Below are 25,460 nucleotides of genomic sequence, written 5' to 3' on the forward strand. Positions count from 1 at the left end.
GATTTGGTCTGCTCACGAGCCAGCTCGACAGCACGACGACGGAACTCAGGCGGGTGTGGTGCAGGCACGAAGACATCCTCCCTGGTGACCACAGGTCACCTCAGGTGAGGTGTCCGGGCAACGGGGGAACCTCACCACACCAGCACGCTCACACCAGACCCGCCACAAACCTGCTGGTCAAACCAGCCCTGAATGGACACTCTCCAACCACGACAGGCCGCGCGGGCACTATAGATAGATCCGACGCTCCTTCGCTACCGGGTCATCTGCCTCGCCGTAACGCAGAATCACGTAATCAGGGCGTATTGTATTGTTGCGCAACAGGGTCGAGATTGATTCGTACAGAGCATTCGCATCTGGTCCATAAAGGAAAAGTGCTGCTTCGCCGCCACCAAACTCGTCACCATCAAGTTCGCCTATACCCGCCGCCCTGAGCGCATTTTCAATCTTTCTTCCCAGCGCGCGAACTTCATCACGCTCATAGCCTGAACCGAAGTCGTCGTCGCTTAGCTTGAAATGCACTATTACTGCGTTCTCAGACAAAGCCTGCATACTCCGTTCGTCACTCTTCACACTGTCGCACTTCTAAGTTTCGAGCGAGCAAGCCTAGCAGGTCACGAGCTTCGACGACGGAGGCCAGGCGAGTTCACATCGTTTGCAAGATTTTCTTTCCCTCCAAGCAGCTCAATAACATCAGCCTCAACCGCCTCTCGTGCATCTTTATCGCCACAAACGTGAATACATATGACGTGACCATCAGCATCACGTTTTCCGGTACGCACGTGTTCCTTTAGGCGGCGATCAAAGTTGTTTGTCTGACCCACATAAGGCAGACCAGACCGCTTCTCTGTAAAGACATATACTCCAGAGTTATCGCAATTATGGACCAGCACCGGCACATCAGTGACAAGGACGTGGTACGTGTGGATGTCGTTGATGGTGAGGTTGTGGACTCTTTGGTGCGTGATGTAGGGCCGGGTGGCCAGTACCTCACCCTGGCTTGTACCCGCGACCCGTAGGTCGTCGCCTGTGCGTAGGTCTTCTGCGTGGATCCAGCGGGCGTGGTTGTCGATCCAGAAGGGGTGGTTGGCGGTGGCGGTCACGGTGCCGGTTTGGTCGCCGGTGGGGCCGTCGGTGTCGATGGTGACCTCGACCAGGTTCTTGCGGCCCTGGCCGACGATCGTCGCGACCACCTCGCGAGGGCCAGTCTCACCGGTCACCGGATCCGTAGCCAGCACCAAGTCCCCGACTTCGACGTCATCGATCGGCTTCGACGCGCCATCAGCCAGCAGCACCTCGGTACCTGGCACAAAGCTATTGGTCTTGCACGATCGGACTCCGGTACGCGCGGCATCGGCGGCGTTGTCGATACCGCGGAGCAGCCGGGCGCCCGGGACCGCGCTCGCGGCCAACCACGCACACGACTCCGCGCTACCACCCAAACAATCGACCGCATCCGGAACCGGCGTCAGCTCGTACACGAACCGCATCAGGTTGACCAGACCGTCACCCCACACGTCCGGCATGCACTCATCGGCCGCACCGTTCTGGATCTGACAGACGATTCGCCATCCCACATCACTCTGGAGCGCGAACTCAAGGGCCTCCAACCGAGAGAACCGGGCCGACCCCTTATATTTATTCTTTTTAAAATAGGCGAGAAGACTCGGGTCGATGGACTGGCCCAGGATCGGCGAGTTCATGTACACGTCACGTGCGGCCGCGTCCGGGTCCACACCCGACTTGTCCTGGGCCTTGTCGTTGTACTCCTGTGCCTTGTCCGGGTTCGTCGTCCACAACGGGCCCTCATACGGACAGTCCCCACCAGGACCGCCACCACAGATGTAGTAAAGCCCGCTTGGATCGGTGAACGTCATCGGACTGTTGTTGGCGTAGGCGTAGCCGTGCATCTGCTGTGAATCAGCCAGATCCATCAACGGATCAACCGACACGAACCGCCCCAGGGCGGGGTCGTACTCACGCGCACCCAAATGCGTCAACCCGGTCGAGGTGTCGATCGTGCCGCCCACGAACCCTCGCTCACCCGGCCATCCGACCGGTGCCGCGCCGCGGGGCGCGCCGAACGGCTGATGCCGACGACGCGTCACATCCAAGGTGTTCTGATTGATCGACACCTCGGCGGTGCCGTTGCGGTCACCCGCCAACCACGACAGACCCGAACCCTTACGAACCGCGACCGTCTGCCCACCATGCGCGTAGTACCGGGTACCGGTCCGCACACCCGACTGGCGGTCGAGACGGATCTCCTGGTTACCCAGATACAACGTCACCGCCTGTGGATCACGCCGGATCAACCGGTCACCGCCGGGGGTGTAGACGAACGTCGTCTCCGCGCCGGCCTCGGTGGTGACCTTGTTGAGGTGGCCCTCGGCGTCCCACTCGAGTGTCTGCTCCTCACCCACCACAGAGCGGCTGGTGGTATTGCCCACCGCGTCGTAACCGAACTCCTCCAATCTCGTCCCACCGGAGTCGGCGGTGGTCACGGAGTTCAGACGGTGGCCGGTGCTCGCATACGTGCGGGTCGTGTCACCGGACAGGCCGTGTTGGGTCTCGGTGGTCCGGTTGCCGACCTCGTCGTAGGCGAAGGTGTGCCAGTACGGTGCCGGACCACCCAGCCCCACCCTCGTCGGCTCCGCATCACAGCCAGCGGCTGGTGTCCATGCTTCGGTCAACCGTCGCAGGTGGTCGTAGCGGAAGCACTGGGTGTCGGCGGGTTGGTTGATCGGCGTGTCGGCCATGGACAGGACGTTGCCGGCGTCGTCGTAGGTGTAGTGGTAGTCGGCGACCATCGGGCGTGGGATTTCGGCGTCGACGACGGTGCGTTCCAGTCGGCGGGTGTCGTCCTCGTAGTAGTACGAGAGCCATGCCCGCTGTGTGTCCTGTCCGAGTGTCAGGCGTTGTGGTTCGCCGTAGCGGGTGTAGTTCGTACCGAGCACGTAGTCGACCGTGCTGTCGATGCCGCCGCGCGTTCCATCCGGTAGGCCGAGGTCGTTGTAGTCGTAGACAACGCTTTCCTCGGCCAGGTCGCCCGCTTCCGGGTACGACTCCGAGCCCAGGGAGCCGTCTGGCCGGTAGGTCAGGTACGAGGTGTAGGTGCCTGCGAGGTTGCCTTCGGCTGCGGGGATGTCCACTTCCGTTACGCCCGGTTGGTACAGAGGCGAGTACCCGGTCACTCTGGTGGTGTAGGCGGCGGCGCCGACGTAGCGGGTGGCGGTCGCTGGTTGGCCTTTGGCGAACGGGACGGTGTCGTAGGTCCAGTCGGCGAGTCGGGTGCCGGTGGTCGAGTCCCGGTGCAGTGTGGTTTTGCGGCCGAGGGCGTCGTAGGAGTACACGAGTGTCGCACCGCGCGCGTCGGTGGAGGATAGGAGCTGGTTGGCGTTGTCGTAGGTGTAGGTGGACTGGCCGCGATCGGGGTCGTCTTCGGCGATCTTGCGGCCGCGGAGGTCGTAGTCGTAGGTCCAGACGTTGTCGCCTGGATCGGTCACCGTTTTCAGGTCACCGGCGGGGGTGTAGGTGTAGGTGGTGGCCTGGAACCCGTCCGGGCCGTGTTGGCGGAGTTCGGTGGTGCGACCGCGGGCGTCGGTGATCGTGGTCGTTCGGGTGCCGCCCTGGGGTGGGGTGACGGTGGTCCGGTCGCCGCCGTAGGTGGTGGTGGTCTCCCATCGTTTCTCGCCGTAGCCGTGGAACGCCTGGGACACGGGACGGCCGGCGCCGTCGAACAAGCTGACGGTCATGCCCGGGATGGAGTTCTCGAACGGCAACCAGAGTTGAGTGTTGACCGAGGAGCCGTTGTAGTAGGGCTGGGTTACTCGTGCGGGGCGGCCGTGGGAGTCGTAGCGGATGTCGGACAGCAGCCGGCCGCCGCCGGGCGCGGGGGTCTGGGTTTGCCGTTTGCGGAGCAGCCCGTCGTAGAGGTCGTGGTTGGTCGTGTAGTTGCCGTTGGGCCGCAGCGTCGTGGTCGTGATGACGTTCGGGCCGTTCTTGCGGATCTGGTAGGAGAAGCGGTGGTTGCCGTTGGCGTGCTGGGACTTGCGTCGGTTCGCCAGCCACACCTCGGTGGTGCGGCCGAGCGCGTCGTAGGTGATCTCGGTGGGTCGGGTGTTGGGGTCTTCGATCAGGGTCGGCTGGCCTCGGCGGGGGTCGTAGGTCGTGGTGGTGGAGAGGCCTTCGGGGACCGTGTCGGTGCCGGGGGTGGTGGTGACGACCTGCGTGGTCGGGCCGCCGAGGGCAGGGGTGTAGGCGGTCGTGGTGGTGTTGCCGAGCGCGTCGGTGGCCGCAGTGACACGGCCGTGGTCGTCGTACTCGCTGCTCCCGGTGGTGACGTAGACCGGGCCGGACGCGGGGCGGGAGGCGGCGACACGAACCTCGGTGGCGTTCCCGATCGTCGGGGGCGTGTTGTTGGTGTGGCCGTCGTAGAAGGTGCGGGTGTCGCTGACCGCGTCGGCGGGGAACTCCGGGGTCTGTCCGCAGCGGAGGGACACGGTCTCGACGCGGGTCGGGAAGTCGATCAGCCACCTGGTGGTGTTCGGCGTGTAGGTGGTGGTGGTGCACAGGTCGTCGATGTCGGTGGCGATGTCGCCGACGTCGTTGACCGAGGTCGGCAGGCCATAGGTGGTGTCGTAGGTCGTCTCGGTGCTGGTGACTCGACGACCGCCGGCGGCGAGCACGGTGTAGGTCTTCGCTACACCGGAGCGGACGATGTAGGACTTGAACGGGCCCCGCGTCGCGGTTGGACCGTGCACGAACGGCGTGCTGATCGTCTTCGTCAGGCGGACCGGGACGGGCGCGGTCGACGGGGCCTCCCTCGCGAACGTCGCGGTCTCGTACTGGAACCCGCGCAACCAATCCGAGTCGGTGCGCGAGACGTTCTCACTGTCGGGAACGGTCACCGACCGAGTTCCGTTGGGAAGCTTGTCGCCGTGCATGCCGCGGTGGAACCGCTGCTCGGTCATCGTCCGCGGGCCGTCCTCGCCGGAGCCCTTGCGGATCCTGATCCGGTTGAAGCCCCGGAACTCGTCCCAGGTCTTCTTGTCCTCCTTCACGAACTCGGAGGTGTTCCAGTGCCACGCCGCACCACCGAGGTACTCGTAGGCCGTTTCGACCGCGAGCGTGCCGGCGACGCCGTCGTACTCGTTGATCGACTCCACGACGTACTTGTGGAAGTAGTCGGTGCGTTCCGGTGACATCGGAGGTGTCCATCGCACCGGGAAACAGCGTTTGGTGTTCGTGTGCGCGTTCGCGGGCATCGAGGAGCCGTGCACGCAGTCCGGTTCGGCGTAACGGATCGAGGTCACGCCGCCGGCCTCGGAGACGATCGCGTTCATCCGGAACCGGATCAGTGCGGAGTAGCCGTCGACGCCGTGCACGCGGTTGGGCATCCGTACACCGTCGAAGGTCACCTCCGGCAACGAGATCGCGGTTCCGGTGTGCCCGGTGTGCGTGATCCCCTTCAGCCACAGTGCGGCCTTCTCGCCGTCACCAGGGTCGGGCATGATGTGCCGGAGCTTCCAGCTGTCGACGGTGGCCAGCTGTCCGGAAACACGCGCCTTCGTGGTGACGGTGGTGAGTTTCTTGGTCGTCCAGAACGTCGGCGACCACGTGTCCTCGCACGTTCCGCCGGTGCAGCGCAGATCCAGCGGCACGTCAGGCAGGTTCAGCGGCTTGTCCAGCGTGCAGTCCGAGCCGGGCACGCAGCGGTCAGCGACCGTGAAGGTCATCTGGCCGGCGGCCGGCACCGACGGGTCGTCGGCCCGCAGACCGTAGTCCACGCGATCCAGCCAGCCGCCGCGGACGTACTGGGTGGCGGCGCTGTTCTTGTTACGGCCGTAGAAGTTCGTCTCGGTCTGGTAGTGGTAGCGGATCATGTTGCCGTGCCGGTCGACGACCTTGTCGAGGTTCCACCGGTAGGCCTGCGTGCACCACGAGCCGGCGAACGTTGCGGCGTGGCAGGGCTCGTTGGCGTCGTCGCCGAACACCGGCACCGTCCAGGTCGACTTCGACGCCGCGCTCGACCCGTAGAAGTACTGCGTGCCGTCGACCGTGGTGACCTTCCACGTCTCGTTGTTGTCGTCGGCGTTGTCCCCGTTGGTGAGCCGCTCGACCCGCGACCCGTCGTCGGACTTCGGCTTCCAGACCGAGCTCGTGCCGACCCGCACGAGCTCGGAGCCCGACCCGTTCAGCGACAGCGTCGCGTTGTCGGTGTGCCAGCACAGGTCCGCCGGCTTCGGGTCGGCGACACCGTCCAGGTCGTCGCCGCAGCCGCGGTACCGGCGCTCGATGAACCCGGGCCACAGGCTCCACCCGTCACCCACCCAGGACGCCTGGTTGTTCGTGGCGCTGGTCAACCCGTCCACCGCGCCCGAGGAGTACGACAGCCCAAGCTGGGGAACCAACCCGCCAGGCGCCGGCGGCACCGGCAGCGGATAGGACCAGGTGAAGTCGCCGGTTTGTCCGGAAACCTGCCAGGTGGCGGACGGCTTCAGCGAGGTCGCCGTGTAGGTGCCGCCACCCGCCGAGAACTCCTCGCCGACGGTCTGCTCGCCGTCCCGTGCGAACTCCGACGTCTCGTCGGTCGACGCTGGTGCGTCCCGCCCGGCCTGGCTGCCACCGACCGAACTCACCGGTGGCAGCGGCACCGACGGGCCGCTCTGCGCCGACGCCACCGGTGGCAGGGTCACCTGCACCAGGGTCGCCGCCAGCGCCGCGGACAGGAACAGGGCGCCACTTCGCCACAGCCGCATGAGTTTCCTTTCCAACAGCAGACGAGGAGCGGGGGCGCTCAGTCGGTTCCGGGCACCGGTACCGGTGGGACCGCCAGCACGTGCCCCAGCAGACGGTCCACGGTGTGCCCACCGCACGTTTCGGACAGCGAGGTGAACCGCTGGACGTCCTGCTGCTCGCCGACGTCCGACAGGCACCGGTACAGCGGATAGGTGAGCAGCTCCGGTGGCGCCTCAGCCCAGACGTGCCCGATCGTGGCCACCACCTGCGCGCCCTCACAGGCCGGGTCGACCGAGGTGAACGTGTCGGTGTCGGCACGGCAGCTCATCAGGGGCTGGGTGCCGGGCACCGCGACCAGCGGGACCCAACCCTGGTCGCCCTCGGCCAGGTAGCCCGGCGTCGTCCCGTCCACGGTCGTCCAGTGATCGTCACCGTACGGGCCGCGATACCGGGCCAGCGGCGCGTAGGCGGCCGCATATCCGAGCACGACCTCCTCGGTGGCCGCGCCGCAGTCAACCGCGTCGAACCGGTCTCCATCGGTCGCGCACCGGTAGATCGGCACGGTGGCCGCGTGCTCCGGCGGTGTGGTGTGCACCAGTCCGATCTCGCCCAAGAACACCTGTCCACCGCATGCCGCGTCGGTCGAGGTGAACAGGTCGGTTCCCGTCTGGCACGCGTACAGCACATGCGTGCCATCCGGCACCGTACCGTCCTGCTCGCGCTGCACCGGGGTCCCGAGAGTGCGCTCGAATCGGTACCCGGCACGCACTGGCTCGCTCGTGGCGGCCGTGTACCGGTCCCCGACCGCGTTGACGAACACTCCGAGCGTCCCCGGCTGCGGCGCCGACCAACCGGCCCGCCGCGCGATCTCGTCGTCGGACACCATTCCGAGATCCGCGCGCGCCTCGTCGATCACGCCCGGGAAGAACTCGGCCGGCTCGCCGTTGACCACGCCCCGACCGATCGTGAACCCGCCGGTGGCCGCCCACAGCGGCAGGTGATTGCGGGTACCGGACAACTGCCCGTCGACGTACAGCCGGACCTGCTGCGCGGCCCGGTCGTAGACACCAGTCAGCTGCACCCACCGATTCAGCACCGCTGGTTGCGCCGACGCCGCATAGGTCAACGCGGCTCCGTCGGTGTCCGAAGCTCGAGAACCGAACACCCACCGGCCGTTCTCCGGACGGTACTGCAAGACGAACCCGCTCATCCGGCTGCCGTCCTGCCCCAGCACGGTGGCCACCTGATCCCTCCGGCTGAGCTTCGCCCAGGCCGAGACCGTGAAGCTGTCCCGCATGGACAAACCACGCACAGCGGTCACCGCCGCTCCCGACTCGCCGTCAAGTGCCAGCGCCTGACCGCTGATCCCGGGCACGAAGGAAGCCCCGTCGGAAACCGTCGCCGCCGCACGGCCGGTGTAGTCCCGGCCCGTTCCGTCATCGAACCGCCACGAACTCAACGTCATCCACGACGCGCTGTCGTGCACCAACCGGATCTCACCGTCGGACAACGCACCGGAGAACACCCGCACGTCGTCGATCCCTCGCGGGAAGAACCCCATGTTGGCGCCATTCCACTTCCCACGCCCGATCGTGAACGGACCATCCGACGCCGGGATCGTGACGCCATAACGCTGAGCAACCAGCACTCCGTTGACGAACAACCTCAGCTCGTGCTCGTCCTTGTCGTAGACCACACCCAGATGGGTCCACTCACCAAGCCAGGCAGGCTCGGTGGACACGATCGCCTTCGTCGCCGGGTCAACGGTGTCCGTTTCGGGCACCACCACCGACCACCGCTTCTCCGTCGGCTCGAACCCCAACAGGAACGAACTCGCCTGGGCACCGTCCTGGCCAAGCACCACCTTGCCCGCACCCTCGTCGGTGGACAGATACACCCACGCGGTCGCCGAGAAGCTCTCCCCGTCCCGCACCACGGGCTCCGCCGTCTGGGCATAACTCGTCGCACCGTTGAACCACGCCGCCCTACCTCGACGACCAGGCTTCCAGTCCCCCGCGTCACCGCTGCCGCCGTGGATCGTCGCGTGCCGCTGGTACTCGCTCCCGTCACTGGCGGTGTTGCCAGTACCTTCGTCGAAGGTCCACAAACCCAGATCCGGCTCGGGAAGCGTCGGCGGAGGTGACGCGGCGGGAAACGACTGCCGAAGGGTTTCGACGCGAGCACGGCTCAGAGCACCGGAATAGAGCCGAACGTCATCGACCCGGCCCGGCCAGTACTCGACAGATTGTCGGTCCGCGCGCCCCCGTCCGATGTGTAGTTGGCCGTCGGCGTGCCAAGAGGTGGGCAACACGTCGTCGTACTGTTGGACATTCTCGACATAGAGCCGAATCAGACCGCTCGGCTGGTCATAGACCCCCACCAGATGTACCCACGTTCGCACCTCCGATTGCCGGGTCGACACGGCAGCACGAATATCGGGAGAACCAGCGGTGTCCGCAACAGGCATCTCGAAAACCCACTGACCGAACGGATACTCCATGCTCCGTGGCCGGTACCCGAGCTGGAACTTGCTGGTGTGCGTGCCATCAAGGCTCACCGCGGTGGCGGCGTCGGCAGTGCTGTCCAGATAGACCCAGGCCGCCACGGAGAAACTTTCATCGGTCCGTAGGTCCACGCCACTCGTCGAGACCACTCCGTCACCACCGTTGAGATGGACCGCATTGGCAACCCGACCATCCCCGAAGGCCGCACCGCCGGACAACGTGCCGCCGCGCGAACCGACCGCGTCGGCGGCGTTGGTGCCGCTGGCCTCGTCGAGCCGCCAGTGGTGCACCAAGCTCAGATCGCGGCCTGCCATTACCCGGATCTGGTCGTGCAGCAGCGGTCTGCTGTAGACGGACACGTCGTCGATCGCGCCGGTGAAGTGATCGGAATAGCCGCCGTCGTGTCGCCCACGCCCGATCTGCAGGTCACCCTCGGCCGTGAACGACGCCGTGTCTGACGCGGACGCGACGAGGTCCCCGTTCACGTACAGGTCCAGCTGCCCTCGTACGGCGCCTGACTCGACGAACGTGCGGTAGACGCCGACCAGGTGTGTCCACACGCCCACCTGCACCGCACCACCCGTTGCTTGGTGGAGTTGCGCACCGTTCGCATCGGTCGCGTGCATGCCGAACGACCACTGCCCGGTCGACAATGACCGGAGCGTGAAGCCGCTGACCTGCGAGCCGTCCTGGGAAACAACCACCGCCTGCTGCTCGGGCTCGTCCACCCGCGCCCACGCCGTCACCGAGAAACTCTGCTCGGTGTCGACGGCGGCCGGCGCCCGCACGTACTCGTCGGTCGCGCCGGTCAACAGCAACGCCAGATCACCGGAAACCGGGTCGGTGGACTGGCCAGCGGTCCAGGCCGGATCCCCTGCGACGGTGCCGTCCAGGTCCTGTGCCGAGTCGGTCGCATCGCCGTCGAGCTTCCAGGTACCGGCGGCCACGTCGTCCTGGCTGACGATGGCCTGAATCTCGTCCGGGGAGATGACCCGGCTGTACACCCGGACCTCGTCGATCAACCCGTCCCACGAACGTTGCGGCTGCCCAGCGACCTGCGCCTGCCCGATCCGGAACGGTCCGGTGGCCGGCCACGGCGAGGTGTGGCTCGCGGTTCCCTCGAGCTCGCCGTCCACGTACAGCGAGATCCGCTGGGTCGTCGCGTCGTGAACACCAACCAGATGCGTCCATTTGGTCGTAACTTCCTCGTCCGCACCTGACACCACGGAGGCGGTTGCGGACGGGTTGTCCGCATCGGATCCCGGCATCCCGAACGTCCATCGACCCGTTTCCGCGTGCCCCAGGCAGAACCCGGATATCCGAGAGCCGTCCTGACATATCGCCGCCCGGTCCGCCAGGTCGAGATCACGCAGCTGCACCCACGCGGCAACCGAGAAACTCTGGTCGGTCCGGACGGTCGGTGCGTTGGTCGTCACCCATCCGGCCCCGCCGTCCGCCCCGAACTCGACCGCACCGCCACCCGCGACACCGTCCTCGACGAACCTCGCGTCGCCCTCGAGGACCGCCATCGGCCCACCCTGAACCGCGTTGCGCGCGGTGCGTCCCGGATCAGGCAGTTCCACCGCCTCGTCAAACGTCCAGTGCGCCACCTGCACGTTGGACGTGCCGACCGCCGCCTTGACCTCCGCAGGCTCAACGGCTCGGTCATACACACGGACCTCGTCGACAGCACCGGCCCAGGGATCGACGATGTTCCCCTGCCACCTCATCTGCCCGATCCGCATCAAACCGGTCGCGTTCCACGGAAGTACCGATCGCGGCGCGGACCCGGCCAACTCTCCGTTCACATAGAACCGCAGCTCACCTGCCCTGGCGTCGTACACACCAGCCAGGTGCGTCCAGGTGTTCAACTGCGCCGTCGCCGGCGACAGCACCTGATCCGTCCCGGCATAGGTGTCATCGGACTTGGCCATGCCGAACCCCCACCGGCCACCGTTCTCCGGCCGATACCACAGCACGAAACCCGGAAAGTTCACCCCGTCCTGACTCACCGCAGCACGCGCGAAGGCGCCATCAGTCAACCGGACCCACGACATCACCGAGAAACTCGCCTCGGTCGACACCGCGTTCGGAGCCGTCACGTCCGACCCCGCACCACCCTCGAAGTGCACGGCCGTGCCCACAGCCCCGTCGCCGAAGGACGCGTCACCGTTGAGCGTGCCGTGCCGGTCACCGAGAAACGCCGTGTCCCGCGCGTTCCCCTCGAACGGCCACTGCGCGTACGGGCCGTTGCCGGCACGCACATAGATCCGATACGCGGTAATCGGGCTGGGATTGCCGGCCCTGTCCCGTGCTCCCACGTAAAGCGTCTGTGGCCCATCACCGGTCGGTGCGAGCCTCACCGACGCGCTGCCACCGAGTTTGTCGGTCGGGATGGCCTTGGTCGTCGGCGGATACTGCCATCCGTAGATGTAGTGGTCGATATCCGTGTCGGCAGAGCTGAAGGTGAACGTGTCAGCGACGCCGACACCGCCGTGCCAGCGGTTGTCGTCATCGTCGTACAGCTCGGACTTGACGTCTGGCAAATGAGTGGGTTTCTTGTTGTCCACCATGAAACTCGGTCCGTTGACCGGACCGGTACCCAACGCCCCGTCCGTGCCGGCCACATCCCACGTCACGGCCGTACCGGTCTTGATCGTTTCCTCGTTCACGACCAGTTGGGTGGCGGCCTTGTGTCCGGCCGCACGGTTCTGCGACACCCTGCTCTCGGTCGGCTTCCGAATCCGGAAGTTCGCCGTCACCTGACCCCCATCCCGATCATGGACGGTGCCAACCAGGTTCAACGACGTGTTACCGATCCACGGAACGCCGTCGCACCACACGCAGGCGACCAACCGTGGCTCCATACCCACCCCGGACACCGTCGGCCGATGGTTGTAGGTGATCGACAACATCGGATACGTACCGTTCTGCACATAGAACCGCTTCCACCCACTGTCCCCGGTCTCGTCATTGGCCCGAAGACCGAGCACCACCGTGGGCGATCCGTTATTGGCGGCACTCTGGGTTCCAGCCGTGGCGTTCATTCCCACCCAAGCGGGATCACAATAATTTGCCTTGGGCACCGACCGCACCGACGACAGGTGCTGGATCCACCTCGGCTGATTGTTCCACTTGGTGGTCGAGTCGATGCCGCCGGTCTGCCAGAGGTGCATCGGATCGACATCGCTCGGGTTGCAGGAGTTCGAGAACTTCCACACCTGCCAGATCCGGAACCTCGCACTCACCACATCCGTCCCCGCCAACCGCCGCGTATCAAACGCGAACAACGACCGATCCAGGTACTCCGGCGGCCACCCCGGCGCATGCCCAACCCGGGCCACACCCGCCAACCGCTCATCCTCGTCCTGCGGCCGCCGATTCCAATGCGAGATACCCGGGTGCGATCGCCGCACCAACGTCCACGAGTTCCGCGCGTTCGGGGTGTAACCGCTGTACGTCGGGTCAATGGTCACCGGAAACTGGGTCGACGGGTCCCGCAGCATCCCCAGATCTGGCAGCAGTGTCACCGAGTTCGCATCCACCTCGACGCCGACCAGACGCTCGATCCGGGGATCGGAGCTGTCCCACATCATTGGCGCCGGAGCATGGAACACGACCTCCCCGGACTCATCGCTCGCCGACAAATTTCCCGTCCGATCCGCGCGCAACGCCACCCCGGTCGTGGACAACCCCAACCGAATTCGCGACAGCTTCGGGTTCGCCGCCGCCTCGCGGGTCTTCACCACCACGTCGTGTCCGAACCCCTGATCCGTCGCCCGAACCCGCAGGTCCACACCCGGCAACACGTCCCGGTACGTCGCCACCGACCCGTCGACCTCCGGCCTCGGCAACACCGACGGCCAGAACAACGCGATCCCCTTGTCACCCACCGACGCCCGCGCCAACGCCGCCCGGCCACCCCCGGACACCTCGACCGCTGTCGACGTCGCCCTCGTCGCGAACGTCCCGTCCGACGTCTTCCCCAACGAGGTGTCCACCGGCACCCAACCGTCACCGCGACGCACCCGCACCGGACCCACCGACTGATCCAACGTCCACGACCCATCCGGGTTCGCGTACGTCGTCGCCGTCTCCGAACGCAGACTCGCTACCTCGACCCTGCTCCCCTGCCGCATCGCAGCCAACGACGCCGACGCCTCATCCGGAGCCACCGCCACCGGCTCACCCGGCTCCACGGGACGCTCCCACGGCGCACCGGCCACCACCAGCGACGCCAGCAACGACAGAACAACCAGCGGAAGAAGTGACCGACGCAGGACGAACCGAGCGCGCGAACCAAACCCGCGCGCCAAAAGACGGCGCATTATCGACTAACCCCCACAAGGTCAGCGCATGTCCCCCGACATCACACGACCCGACAAGAACCGACACTCAGCGTCGCCGATCACGCACGAAGCGGCAAGACTCCAAACGGACGCTGAGAGCTTGCCACCAGAGTGATGTCCGGAGTCGACGCAGCACATGATGTTGGTGGCGAGGGGAACGAGGCCGTGGTGGATGATCGGTGCGGTCAGCGCCTCGACCAACAGCCGGTTCCTCCCCCGACCACCAGGCCCAGCGACTGTGACTACAACCGGGTTCGCCCGGTGAACGCCCAGGAGCGTTCTGGCGACACGTGCCGACGTAACGAAGGCGGTCGCGGCACGAACGGCGACGGGACAAGCCGATGCCCGCCGTGCACACCAAGAAGCCCTCGTCTCGGTGAAGGGCCGTCCTGGCAGGGACGGCGATCAGCCCTTGCTGCTGCGGCGCGGCCTCGGGGTCGTGCCTCGATGAAGGGTTGGGCCCCCGCCAGGCGCAGGTCGACCACACCCGCGAGCTGACGACCCAATCAGTCGTTCGGCGGTATCAGGAGGAAGTCCCTGATCCGCTCCCGCACCCAGGGAGCCAGCTTCCGCCACCCTAGCCGGACGAGCATACCGGCCAGTGAGGTCAGCGCGACGTAGAGGGCGACCGGTTGAGAGGCCTCGGCGAGCTCGCCGGAGACCCGCCCGGTCACCGTGGCGGTGAGGACGAGAGTTGCGAGGAAGGCGACGAGGAGCGCGACGACATCGACCCGCTCGAGCCGGAGCGGCTCGGTTCCCGAACGCTGCGCAAGTGCCATGGGTCCTCCCGATGCCTTCCGCATCGAGGGTCCCAGAGCCACGCTGGATTCGTCAATATGGAGAGTGATTCCCGATTTTGGAGAACACTGCTAGTCTAGGCGGCGTGGAGAAGCTTGGACCGACGGGGCACCGCGTGGCGCGGCGCCTCGGTGAGCTGCGACGCGAGCGGGGCCTCACCCTCGGTCAACTGGAGAAAAGGCTCACCGAACTGGGTCGTCCCATCCAGCTCTCCGCGCTGTCGAAAACCGAGAAGGGCGAGCGCCGTGTCGACGCTGACGACCTGGTCGCGCTTGCCAGGGCGCTCAGCGTGTCTCCGAATTCACTCCTCCTTCCCCTCCAGATCACGGCGGACACGGAGGTGGAACTGACCTCGGCAGTAGTCCTCCAGGCGGAAGAAGCCTGGACGTGGGCGCTGCGAGACCACCCGTCCATGCGCAGGACCCGCAACTCGAAGGGAACAGCGGCGCTACCGGTGCATCGCTTGATGCTGGCCATGGACGTCGTGGGAGCGTCCACGCGGTCCAACGTCATGCGAGCAACACTCAGGAACACCATCCACGACTTGCTCGAGCGAGCACTCCTGATGTGCGGCATCAGCGAGGACTTGCGGGACCCCCACTTGGACCGCGGCGACGGTCTACTCGTGTTGATCTACCCGGCGGATCAGGTGCCCAAAAGCCTCCTGGTCACAGACCTCCTCCCGCGACTGGCCGCGCTGCTTCAGGAGCACAACGAGACCGCGTCTGACCAACCGTTGCGCCTCAGGGTGGCGCTCCACTCGGGTGACATCCACTTCGACTCACGTGGGGTTTTTGGCGAGGACATTGACATCGTGTTTCGCCTGCTCAACTCAGGGGAGCCCAAAGCTCGGTCACAGCAGTCGTCAAGATTCCTCACCGCGACCATCTCCGAAGGGATGTACCGCTCGGTGGTTCGGCACGGCTACGACGGGATCGACGCCAACGAATTCGAGCCCGTTGCCGCCGGGGAGCATCGGGGGTGGATGACCTCAGTGAGGAGACCAGGCGCGGACCACGTCTTCCAGGACAGACAGCGGTAACGCGCCGTCGCCCAGCACCACGTCGTGGAAGGTGCGGAGGTCGAACGACGACCCCAGGCGCTGTTGATCTCCACCTCGGACATCGGGGTGTTCTCTCGCAGTAGGTCGCCGCCTGGGCACGGACAGCCCTTCGCGTGCGCGTCCGTGTCCACGAGCGGACTTTCTGCGGTGAGCAGGTAGTCCATCAAGCCATCGTTGAAGCCCGGCCAACTGTCGCGTCCGTAGTCGCTCGGCCAGTCATCGATCGCGGCGATCATCGCATTGCGCAGGTCATCGGCACCGTCGCATGACGCCGCGTCCACCTCGACAACCTCGTACCCCAGCCCGGCGAGATCAGCCACGAGACGCGACAGCGCCCATGTGTTTCGGAACAGATGAAGATGCCCTGATTGAAGCAGTTGAAAGTCCTCCGGATGCGTACTCCGGACATCGTCGTCGAATGCCACCACCGAGGCACCATAAGCCCGTGCCGCGACTGAGGTCACACCAATTGCCGTCCCACGCTGCCAGCCAGTCTGTCCCGCCACCACCGCGGTAGCCGCCTGCGCATCGACACCCGAGGGAGGACAGCTCCGGCTTCCGGCTGGTGGACGGCCCGCTGGTGAAGATCGCGAAGAAGGCGGACGCCGACCAGAACAACGACTACGTCCTGGTGATTGAACCGGGGGAATGTCGCGCGGGTGTTTGGTGAGCTGTACTTCCTCCCGGAACATCGCGGCGAACCGCTCGGCTGCTGTACCGAGAGGAGCAGTTCGCCCAGGCCACCGTCGTCACAATCGTCAAGGTCATGTCGATGATGCTGGCCGACGCCGCCGACGAACGCCTCATCGCCACCAACCCCATCCAACCCGACGCCGCGGGAAACGCCACGAGATCCGCACCGAACGAGTCTGGGCCAACCCCGAACAAACCCTCGGCGTCGCCGCCCAAGCGCCGCGCTCGTGGGGGGACTGGGCTGGCTGACGATCACCGCCGCCTGGACGGCGCGCGCTGGAGCGAACTCGCCGGGCTGCGCCGACACAACCTCCACCTTGACGACGCGGCCATCGTCATCGACCCCCACACCGGCGCATTGCACGAGGTGAACGGGCGGGTCGAGCTCGGGCCGCCCACGACCGCTGGACCCGCACGATCGCCCTGCCGCCTTCTCTCGTTGGCCCTCTGCGGACACACCTCGACGGACACGGCCACCCGCATGTGTTCGTCATCGCCGAGCTGAGCCCACGGCAACCCCCGCCACCGTGAGTGAAAGGACGAACCCGGATCAGGTGATCCCCGCCGATCATTGAAAGGCCGATTCTTGACGTGGCGACAAGTGCGGCCGCTCTACCAGCACAAATGGGCGCAGTGGTCGCAGTGTGGTCGCAGCCTGCCGCCAGACGAGTCAACCGGCTCGTCAACACGTCCGGCGCAAGGAGTTGATCATGCAGAATCCCACCCGCGGACGGGTCTACCGTCGGTGCGCATGCCGAGATGACAGTGGCGACCAACTTGGCCCTCACTGCCCGAAACTGGACAACCGAAGCCACGGCCGCTGGAGCTACGCCGTCGATCTGGCTCCGGTAGAGGGCAAGCGCAAGACTCGTCGTCGAGGTGGCTTCGCTACCAAGCAGGAAGCACGAGCCGCTCTGGCCAAGATCCTCGAGTACGAGCACACCGGCCTCGTGATCGATGACCGGCAGACCGTCGGTGACTACCTCACCGACTGGATGCGCACCAAAACGCTGACACTCAAACCGACGACTATCGCCAACTACCAGCGATACATCGCACAGGACCTGCTGCCCAGCCTCGGACACCTGCGCTTGGAGACACTCAACCACCGCCACGTGATGCGGTTCGTCCACGACCAAATCACCGCCGGCCGCGGCCTGACCACCATCCGCCGCTGCGTGGCCACGCTATCCAGCGCACTCCACGACGCCGTCCGGCAACGGCGCTTGCCCCACAACGCCGCCAGATACGTGACTATCCCCCGTCCACCCAAATACGAGCCAACGTGCTGGACTCCTACACAGGCAGCGCGATTCCTGCGCCACTGCGCCGACCACGATGACCCCCTCACCGACCTGTTCGAAGTGATCATCGGCACCGGCATGCGCAGAGGAGAAGCGCTTGCTCTCCACTGGGCTGACATCAATCTCGACGAACGGCTGCTATTCGTCCGCTACACGCTGTCAAACATCAACAACACCACACCGGTGTTCACCACGCCCAAAACCCGTAGCAGCCAAGCCTGGATCAGCCTGTCCGACCGGGTCATCGCAGCCCTGCGCCGTCAAGCAGCACGCCAGCCCGGACACGACCTGGTATTCACCCGCCGAACCGGACAACCACTGCGACCCGACTACGTTCTACGGCACTTCCACGATCTCAGCGCGCAAGCAGGGCTACCCAGGATCCGAGTGCACGACCTACGACACTTCGCCGCGACGACCATGCTCAGCTCACAGGTCCCGCTGGTGATGGCATCCAGAACACTGCGCCACTCCACGGTATCGACGACCACCGAGATCTACGCGCACCTGCTCAAACCGCTCGCCAACGACGCGGTCAACACCATCGAAGCCGCCCTGGCCCGCTGCGACCACAATGCGACCACAAGTGCCTGAAAACAGACCAGGTGGTCTGCTACGAACAGCAGACCACCTGGTCGCGACCGTCGGGCTGACAGGATTTGAACCTGCGACCCCTTGACCCCCAGCCGGTTTGCATAATTCCCGCGACCTGCGGAAATAGAGAATTCCATGCATAGAACAGAGCAGCTCAGGTCCGCTGAAGGCAGTTCACCTCATGAACGGCATAGTGAACTCTCCTGATTTTCTCCTTCTCCTTCATCACGGAGCAGCAGGTCCGCGCCCTTGGCCGACTCCGGAACCTCGATGCCGCCGACCGTGCTCTGTCCGGGCCTCGACACGTCACCGGAGACGACCACGCGTCGGCCGTACGCATGCACGACGACACCGGCGCCGCCGATGATATGTCCTGCGGGAAAGAGTTCGACCTCCACGTCCCCGATGCGCGTCCGTGTTCCGAACGGAACCTCGCGGACCTGCTCGAGAGCGTGCTTGACATCCTCGCGCAGGTAGGGCGCGGGAGAGGCTTCCGCCGCGTCGTTCTCGTCGCTACGGCGCGCGAGCACCTTCGCCGAGTCCAACCACATCGTGGCCAGGAACGCGGCGGTCGCACCGGTGGCGAACACCGGGATCCCGGGCTGGTCGACCAGCAGTGCGGGGACCCAGCCCGCGTGGTCGTTGTGGGCGTGGGTCACGACGATACCGTGCAGTGGCCCTGCGACGGCCCGGTCGATGCGCTCCGGCGCCATCTCCGCAATGGAGCGCCCCGTGGGGCGAGTCCCAGCGTCGATCAGCAACCGGGTATCGCCGGCCGTGATCAGTACGCAGGAGCCACCGATCGCCCGGCCACCACCCAGCACGGCCACCTGGAGGACGCGTTCACGCACCTGGGCCGGCGGACGCGGTGGGGTGACGTAGGCGGCGAGGAGGGCGGGCAACCAGTCGCCCACGGTATCGGCGATATCGGCAGCAAGACCGACGATTCCGGCGGCTTCGACCAGTCGGGACATGTCCACGCGCGACGGAGCCGTCGGCCTGCCGGGGTCGACTCGCGCCGGTTCTCCCGGTGGACGTGGGCCACGCTGCGGCCCTGGGACGAGGAGGTGGGCGGGATGGATACCGAGGAGGCCCGGCTTCGGGAACGGGTGGACAGGCTCGCGCGGGGGCTCGGCACGCTGCACATCGAGACCACGGCTGCTCGCCGAAGGCGTTCACCTACGAGATGGAGTTCCTCGCTTCGCTCGGCACAAGGGTCGAGCACGGCAGTGGCACCACCCGTCGGCGGATGGAGTCGGCGTTCAACGCGCTGCGCCTCGCTCGGCAGCACCGTATCGCCTCGGAGTGGGCCGCAGTGGGACGGCGGATCGCCGACGGCGACGGGACGATGGCCAGCCAGGGTCTAATGAGGGGCGTGCCGGGTTTTTTGGAACGCTGCGGTTACCTGCGCGCCGATCTCCGGGGTTAATTGGCCCGTCAGCTCAAATCCGAGTTGATTCGCGACGTCTCGGCTGTGCAGGTCGACCGAGGACTCTACAAGGTCCGCGTAAACACCGACCGAGCGGCGGATTCGTCGTCGCGACATCAGCGACAACCACAGTCCCGGTACGAGCGCGGGCCACCAGAACGCGCCGACGGCCAGGCACGCCAGGGCCCACATCGGGGTGCGAGCGGCCGAGGCGCACCGCTCCTGACTGGTCGCCACCTCCGCTCGGGTCGCGTCCGGCAGTACCAGCCACAGGCGCGGCCAGGTAGCGGTCAGGTCGAGGCCGGTGCTACGACGGACGCGGTCGGCGACGGCACGCAGCCGGTCGCCGGCCCACGTCGGGCAGGTCGGCTCGATCTCGGAGATCGCGTCGCGTCGTAGCACCGCGTGACGCGCCCTGAGCCTGGCCTGGCGGTCGTCCGGACCGGCGAGCACCGCCTTGACTGCGGTGTCCGCCTTCGCCACTGCCCGCTGCCAGCGGCGACGACGCAGCGCGGTGAACGGCCTGCCGAGGCCCGTGCCCGTGGCTCCCCACGTGGCGATTACGACGTCGCCCAGTGCGGTCACCGCGAGGCACACCACGGCGGTCGCGGCGAGGAAGCCCGCTGCGGCCCACGCCAGAGCCGGGCCCGTGGAGACCGTCATCACGTGGGACCGCAGTAGCGCGACGTCGAGGGCGTGCGAGTGCCCGAGCACGGCCGCCACCATCGTGACCGCCACGAACACTGCGGCGGGCAGCGTGAGCGCGGTGGCCCAGCGGCCCACCAGATTCCTGCCGAGCTCGGTGAGGAAGGCGTTCACAGCTCAACCGTGGTTTCGCGGAATGGTTGGCCGGTGAGGTGGCACGACGGCGGCTTGTCGGTCGCCACGCGCGGGCACGCGCCCGTCGGGCACACCCATGCTGTGACGACCACGTTCCGCGCTCCCGGCCACGGTTGGAAGCTGCGGTATGCCCGTGTCAGGTGGTCGATGCCGTGCTCGGCGAAGGCGCTGTCGAGCAGGTCGAGGTCGGCTGCTGGCACGTTGCCACGAGACGCCGCCGCGACGACCCTGGCCAGCACGTCCGCCACCCCGTACCGCGCGGCGCGTTCCGCCAGTGCCTCTCCTGCTTGTTGGCAGAGCACTTCGACACGTGGACCGGTCGTTGATGCCATGCCGATCTCCGCTCCCCCTTCTTCGCGATCCCCGACACGCTACCGTGGACGGAACGGGTCAGGGGGCTTCGCGTGTATGACGACGTTCGGTTGGTGGTCGAGAACTTCGAGTACTCCGGTGACGTCGGCGCACTGCTCGCCGCCGCCCTCCCGCCGCCGTCGCAGTGCCCTCGGCACCTGCTGCCGCACCTCGCGCGGGCGCACTGGCACCGATACCGCGCGCAGAGCGGTTTCGAAGGGCTGATCGACCGGGAGTGCGCAGCGTCCATCGTGGGTGAGGACGCCGATCTCGCGGTCGCCGCTGTCACGGCAGAGGAACGGTACTGGGACCTGCTGGAGGCACGGGCGAATTTCCACGAATGTCAGGACGCCGGGTCGATCGTCGACTTCGTCAACGCTTACACGGCGTTGCTGGACGCGGTCGACGACGAGCGGATGACGGTCGCACTCACCGTCGACCAATGCGCGTTGCTGCTCACGCTCGACGAGTACCGCGGCACGAACGACTACGCAGAGAACGTCGTCAACGGGTTGGCGTGGGCGTTGGCCCGCACGCCCCACGACGACCCGCAACGCGCTCGCCGGCTGGTCGACCGCGCCCGTGCCAGGGCGAACGCTGGGTGGCGTCGAAGCGGGGTGATCGCCGACTATCGGGCCGCCACCCAGCTGGCACTGCGTGAACGTCCGGTGTGGCGCGACATCGTGATCGAGCTCGCGCAGTACGAGTCCGATCTCTATGCGAACGGGGGCGCGCCGATCCACCTGGCGGGTGCGCTCGTCACGTGCCGCGACCTCGCCGACGCGCTGGAGCGGGACTTCGGCCACAGCGCCGCGCTGCCCGCGCTCGCTCAGCTCGAGCGCGAGGTCAGTAGTCGGATCGGGGCGGACGTAGCACAGTTCCTGCTGACCTGTCACCGCGATCCTCGCGCACTGCAGGCGCAGCGCGACAAGGTCGAAGCGCTGCTGCGACGGGAAATCGGGCCCGGCGTGCTGGTCGAACGGCGAGACCAGGCGTGGTTGCTCACCCTCGGGCTTCCGCTCGACCACGAGGGCAGGTTGGACGCGCTGTTGGGCCTCTACCGCGCGCACAACGACCTGTGGGAGCTCGGCGGTGACGACACGGCGATCTGGCTCGCCTACGACACGGTCAGCGAAGCGATGGTCACCACCCCACCCGCCGACGCGCGCAGAGCGGAGCTGCTGACGGCGCTCGCCCACGCCGCCACCACCGTCTCCGTCCAGACCGGTTCCCCCGACGACGCGACGGCCGCGGTCGACGCTGCCCGCGCCCTGCTGGAGATGCCGGCGCCCGACGACGCTGAGCGAGCACTTCGGCTGTCCACCCTGGCGTCCGCGCTGGCCAGGCAGTTCGAGCTGGACGCCAACCCGGCGGCCGGCCAGGAGGCCATCACCGTTGCCGAGGAGTCCATCGCGCTGACTCCGCCCGGCGACGAGGAGCTCGCGCTGCGCTGGTCGGATTTGTCCGCCGCGGCGTGGAAGGTGGCCGAGTCCGAGGACCACAGCCTATTCGCCAAGGCCGTCGACGCGGGTGCGCAGGCGGTTGCAGCCATTCCTGCCGACGACGTACGCCGCGTCGGGATGCTGTACAACTACGCCGCCGCTGTGCAGAGCCAGGCGGTCACCACGGCGGTCACTGACGCGGAACCGTACCGCGAGGCCGAACGCGCCTACCGGGCCGCGCTTGCGTCGCTACCGCCCGGTCACCCCGACCACCCACGCATCGAGAGCACGATAGCCGACCTGCTGTATCACCGGTACCGGCACTGCGGTGACCTGGACGCCCTGGACGACTCGCTCGACCTCGCGAAAAAGGCAGTCCGCGAGACTCCGCAGGACCACCACTGGTGGCCGTTACGGGCACTCGCACTGGCGCGCACGGCTCGTGAACTCGCCACGTTCGGCGGGCTGCGGGCCGACGAGCTGCGCGAACTCGCTATCAGGCAGTACCAGTCGGTCGCGGCACACCCCGCCACCACCGCAGAGCATCGGATGCTGTGCGAGCAGGCGCGGGCCAGGATGCTCGCCGAGGCGGACCCGGTGATGTGGCTGGACGCGCAGGAACGGGTGATCGCCGCGATCCCCACGACGATCAGCCGGGCGCTGCCCCGGTCCCAACGGCTGAACGCCGCGCGGCAGGTGGACGGTCTCGCCGACCTGGTGGTGGACGCGGGTGTGCGGTCGGGGGAGCTGGAAAGGGCACTGCAGCTGGTCGAACGGTGTCGGGCCGTGCTGTTCGCCGACGCATGGGGGATCCGCCGCGGCTGGACGAAACTGCGCGAGATCGAGCCGCAGCTCGCCGAGAAGCTCAGCCAGGTGGAGAAGGACCTGGCCGACGCCGACTCGTATTCCGACGTGACGTTCCACATCGAGGTGGAGTACCAGGGCCGCATCTCCGCCAAGGACTGGGACCCGCGGCCGCAGGCCGTCGAACGGATCAGGCGGCTCGCGGCGCGCCGGGACGGGCTGATCAAAACCGTGCGGGCGGTGCCGGGGTTTGAGAACCTGCTGATGCCGCCGAGCCTCGAGGTGCTGCGCGAACGCCTGGTCGGGCGCACCGCAGTGGTCGTGAGCGCACACGGCACCGCGATTGTCGTTTCCGGCGACCACAGGCAACCCGTCGAGGCCGTGCCGCTGCCACAGCTGACCGAAGTCACCGCCCGCACCCAGGTCAGGAAGCTGCGGGCCGCGCTCGCCAACGTGAAGGATCCCACGTGCTCGTTCGACCGGCGCGAGCAGGCTCAGCTTGACGTGCACGCCGTGCTGGAGTGGTTGTGGGACACCACGGCTGTGCCGGTGCTCGATCGCGCCGCAGACTCGCGGCTGTGGTGGTGCCCGATCGGCATCGCGGCAGAGCTGCCGCTCCACGCGGCGGGCAGGCACCGCGACCGCACCGGACAGACAGTGTTCGACCGCGTTGTCTCCTCGTACACGCCGTCGCTCACCGCGCTCGCTGACACCGCCACCACACCCCCGCCGCATGACGCCCGCCACAACGCGCTCATCATCGGGGTCGGCGAACGTGACGGCGTGCTCGTGCTGCCAAACGCCCGCGACGAGGCCGAGGCGGTGGCCGCGCTGCTGCCCGGCTCCACGGTGCTCGTCGACTCCGCCGCCTCCGCGGACGCCATCAACGAAGGCCTGCACGAGCACGCGATCGCCCACTTCGCCTGCCACGGCCGGGCGGTCGACTCCACCGGGCACCCCGATCTCGGCGGACTGATGCTCAGCAACGGGATGTTCGTGCCGTCGTTAGTGCACGGCCTGCGCACCACGCGAGCGCGGTTCGCGTTCCTGTCCGCATGCGGCACCGCCGGTCCTGATCAAGAGCTGTTCGACGAGCCACTGAACCTGGCTTCGGCGTTTCACCTCGCGGGCTTCCGTGGCGTCATCGGCACGCTGTGGCATACCGCAGACAGTGCCGAGACCGCCGTGGCGGTGTACGAGACGCTCACCGCGCACGGCACCCGACCCGCCGACACCGTCCAGGCGGCCGCCGCGCTCACCACGACGATGCGCGGCATGAGAGACGCCTACCCGGCCGTGCCATCGCGGTGGGCCGCGCACGTGCACATCGGCAACTGATCCCGTGGACGTGGATGAGGCAATGACCCGGCTGGCGGCCTTCGCCGACTTTGCCCCCGCCGCCCGCAGGTCTGCGCATTCGGCAACTCACCAAGAGCCCCTAACGCATTGATGTCTGGAGTCGGCGCCAGCTGATGATGCTGGTGGTGAGTGTGAGGAAGCCGTGGTGGATGTCGGTGCGGCGTTCCCAGCGCTCGGCGAGGCGGTCTCGCCCGCTCCGATGGACCAGCACCGCACGGTTGCGGTTGCGGTAGCGGTCGGTACTGGTGCGACGGGCCGACGCTGGTGACGGGGCCGGTATCGAGGAGCAACCAGGTGAGCTTGCTGTCCTCTGGGAGCGGGATGTTCTCTAGCAGTTCCCACCACGCGGCGGGGATGCCGTCGTCAAGCGCTCCCTCGGGCAGGAACGCGAGCGCAGCCCCGCTGCCGTCGAGGGCAGTGAGAGCCTCGCGTAGCGGGGAACAAGCCGACCACCAGTGGGAATCACTCACAGTACCCATCTCGCCGGACCTTCGGCCCGGCGTGTCTCGCCGGGCACACCGATCTCGGAACAGTCCAGGGAACTCTGCGAACCACACGAGAAAGTAGGTCAACGTCGATTGTTTTTGGTAAGTTGTTTGTTGGCCCGTTCTCTTTCTGCCCTCGCATCTTCGACAGCTTGGACTGTCTGATCAAGATCCAGTAACGAACGTCCGGAGGCTGCTGGCGCGCCTTGGCTGACCTCGTCGACTCCGCCATCGTCCAGTCCTACCTGGACACAGCCACCAAGTGGGGCCGCTACCATCAGCATTACACCAGCTGAATAGCTACGATCAACGCTGCCAGGGCCTGCTGCGCCGGCACCGACCACCAGGGCCTTCTTCTCGATTCGAGAAGGTCCGTCATTCGGTGTCGGCGACCTCGGCGAGATAATCAAAGTGCTCACGGGAAGACCCCACCAAACCGGCCTTGCCCACGCCAAGAACACGCCGCAAGACAAATTTTGGTAGCACACCTCGTTCGGCGAACTCCGCTAACGAGTGAAGCTGTGCTTCCTGCGCCGCAAGGTCGGTCTCGACCTCATAGCTGCATCCCACAACAAAAGTCAGGATCAGTGTCTCCGCATCGCTGTATTCCTGTATGAGGTCCGTCGCAGCATCAGCCCCCTGAGCTCGAGCCGCCGAATCAGCACTCACAATGTCCCGAAGGATCCCCAGAATCCGCACCCCCT

General features: G+C 66.6%; 12 protein-coding genes. 3 read left to right on the plus strand and 9 right to left on the minus strand.

The features are described from left to right. Positions 1 to 228: 228 nt before the first annotated feature. From JT362_RS33065 to JT362_RS33080, 4 genes are all read right to left on the minus strand, one after another. Positions 229 to 573, minus strand: a complete 345-nt coding sequence (locus JT362_RS33065; protein ID WP_260195832.1) for a hypothetical protein — start codon at positions 571 to 573, stop codon at positions 229 to 231. Between the two features lie 41 nt (positions 574 to 614). Further along, positions 615 to 6,761, minus strand: a complete 6,147-nt coding sequence (locus tag JT362_RS33070; protein WP_260195833.1) for an RHS repeat-associated core domain-containing protein — start codon at positions 6,759 to 6,761, stop codon at positions 615 to 617. Between the two features lie 38 nt (positions 6,762 to 6,799). After that, positions 6,800 to 13,573: a LamG-like jellyroll fold domain-containing protein gene (locus JT362_RS33075; RefSeq protein WP_260195834.1), complete on the minus strand. Its 6,774-nt coding sequence runs from the start codon at positions 13,571 to 13,573 to the stop codon at positions 6,800 to 6,802. 527 nt (positions 13,574 to 14,100) lie between these two features. After that, on the minus strand, positions 14,101 to 14,373 hold the full coding sequence (locus tag JT362_RS33080; protein ID WP_260195836.1) for a hypothetical protein: 273 nt from the start codon (positions 14,371 to 14,373) through the stop codon (positions 14,101 to 14,103). A 104-nt stretch (positions 14,374 to 14,477) separates the two neighbouring features. Between JT362_RS33080 and JT362_RS33085 the strand changes: the two genes are divergently transcribed. After that, positions 14,478 to 15,434: a helix-turn-helix domain-containing protein gene (locus JT362_RS33085; protein WP_260195837.1), complete on the plus strand. Its 957-nt coding sequence runs from the start codon at positions 14,478 to 14,480 to the stop codon at positions 15,432 to 15,434. Here the strand turns inward: JT362_RS33085 and JT362_RS33090 are convergent. Next, on the minus strand, positions 15,384 to 15,554 hold the full coding sequence (locus tag JT362_RS33090) for a DUF885 family protein (RefSeq protein ID WP_311202788.1): 171 nt from the start codon (positions 15,552 to 15,554) through the stop codon (positions 15,384 to 15,386). The genes JT362_RS33085 and JT362_RS33090 overlap by 51 nt on opposite strands. A gap of 1,304 nt (positions 15,555 to 16,858) precedes the next feature. Here JT362_RS33090 and JT362_RS33095 point away from each other — a divergent pair. Beyond that, positions 16,859 to 18,046 (plus strand): site-specific integrase, encoded by a 1,188-nt coding sequence (locus tag JT362_RS33095; RefSeq protein WP_260195839.1) that lies wholly within the window; start codon positions 16,859 to 16,861, stop codon positions 18,044 to 18,046. Between the two features lie 179 nt (positions 18,047 to 18,225). Here the strand turns inward: JT362_RS33095 and JT362_RS33100 are convergent, their stop codons facing one another. The 3 genes from JT362_RS33100 to JT362_RS33110 all read right to left on the minus strand — a co-directional run bounded on the left by JT362_RS33100 (position 18,226) and on the right by JT362_RS33110 (position 20,647). After that, a complete protein-coding gene (locus JT362_RS33100; RefSeq protein WP_260195840.1) occupies positions 18,226 to 19,020 on the minus strand; it encodes an MBL fold metallo-hydrolase in 795 nt (264 codons plus the stop codon). A gap of 389 nt (positions 19,021 to 19,409) precedes the next feature. Beyond that, on the minus strand, positions 19,410 to 20,294 hold the full coding sequence (locus JT362_RS33105) for a hypothetical protein (RefSeq protein WP_260195841.1): 885 nt from the start codon (positions 20,292 to 20,294) through the stop codon (positions 19,410 to 19,412). After that, the gene (locus JT362_RS33110; RefSeq protein WP_260195843.1) at positions 20,291 to 20,647 is read right to left on the minus strand and encodes a hypothetical protein; all 357 of its coding nucleotides are present in this window, start codon (positions 20,645 to 20,647) and stop codon (positions 20,291 to 20,293) included. The genes JT362_RS33105 and JT362_RS33110 overlap by 4 nt, the downstream gene beginning before the upstream one ends. 72 nt (positions 20,648 to 20,719) lie before the next feature. Here JT362_RS33110 and JT362_RS33115 point away from each other — a divergent pair, with 72 nt between their 5' ends. Then, entirely contained in the window at positions 20,720 to 24,250 is a 3,531-nt protein-coding gene (locus JT362_RS33115) for a CHAT domain-containing protein (RefSeq protein WP_260195845.1), read from the plus strand. 881 nt (positions 24,251 to 25,131) lie between these two features. On the opposite strand, the gene JT362_RS33120 is transcribed toward JT362_RS33115, so the two are convergent. Next, on the minus strand, positions 25,132 to 25,455 hold the full coding sequence (locus tag JT362_RS33120) for a hypothetical protein (protein ID WP_260195846.1): 324 nt from the start codon (positions 25,453 to 25,455) through the stop codon (positions 25,132 to 25,134). Positions 25,456 to 25,460: the final 5 nt, after the last annotated feature.

This window comes from Actinophytocola gossypii (assembly GCF_025165815.1).
GTDB classification, from domain to species: Bacteria; Actinomycetota; Actinomycetes; order Mycobacteriales; family Pseudonocardiaceae; genus Actinophytocola; species Actinophytocola gossypii.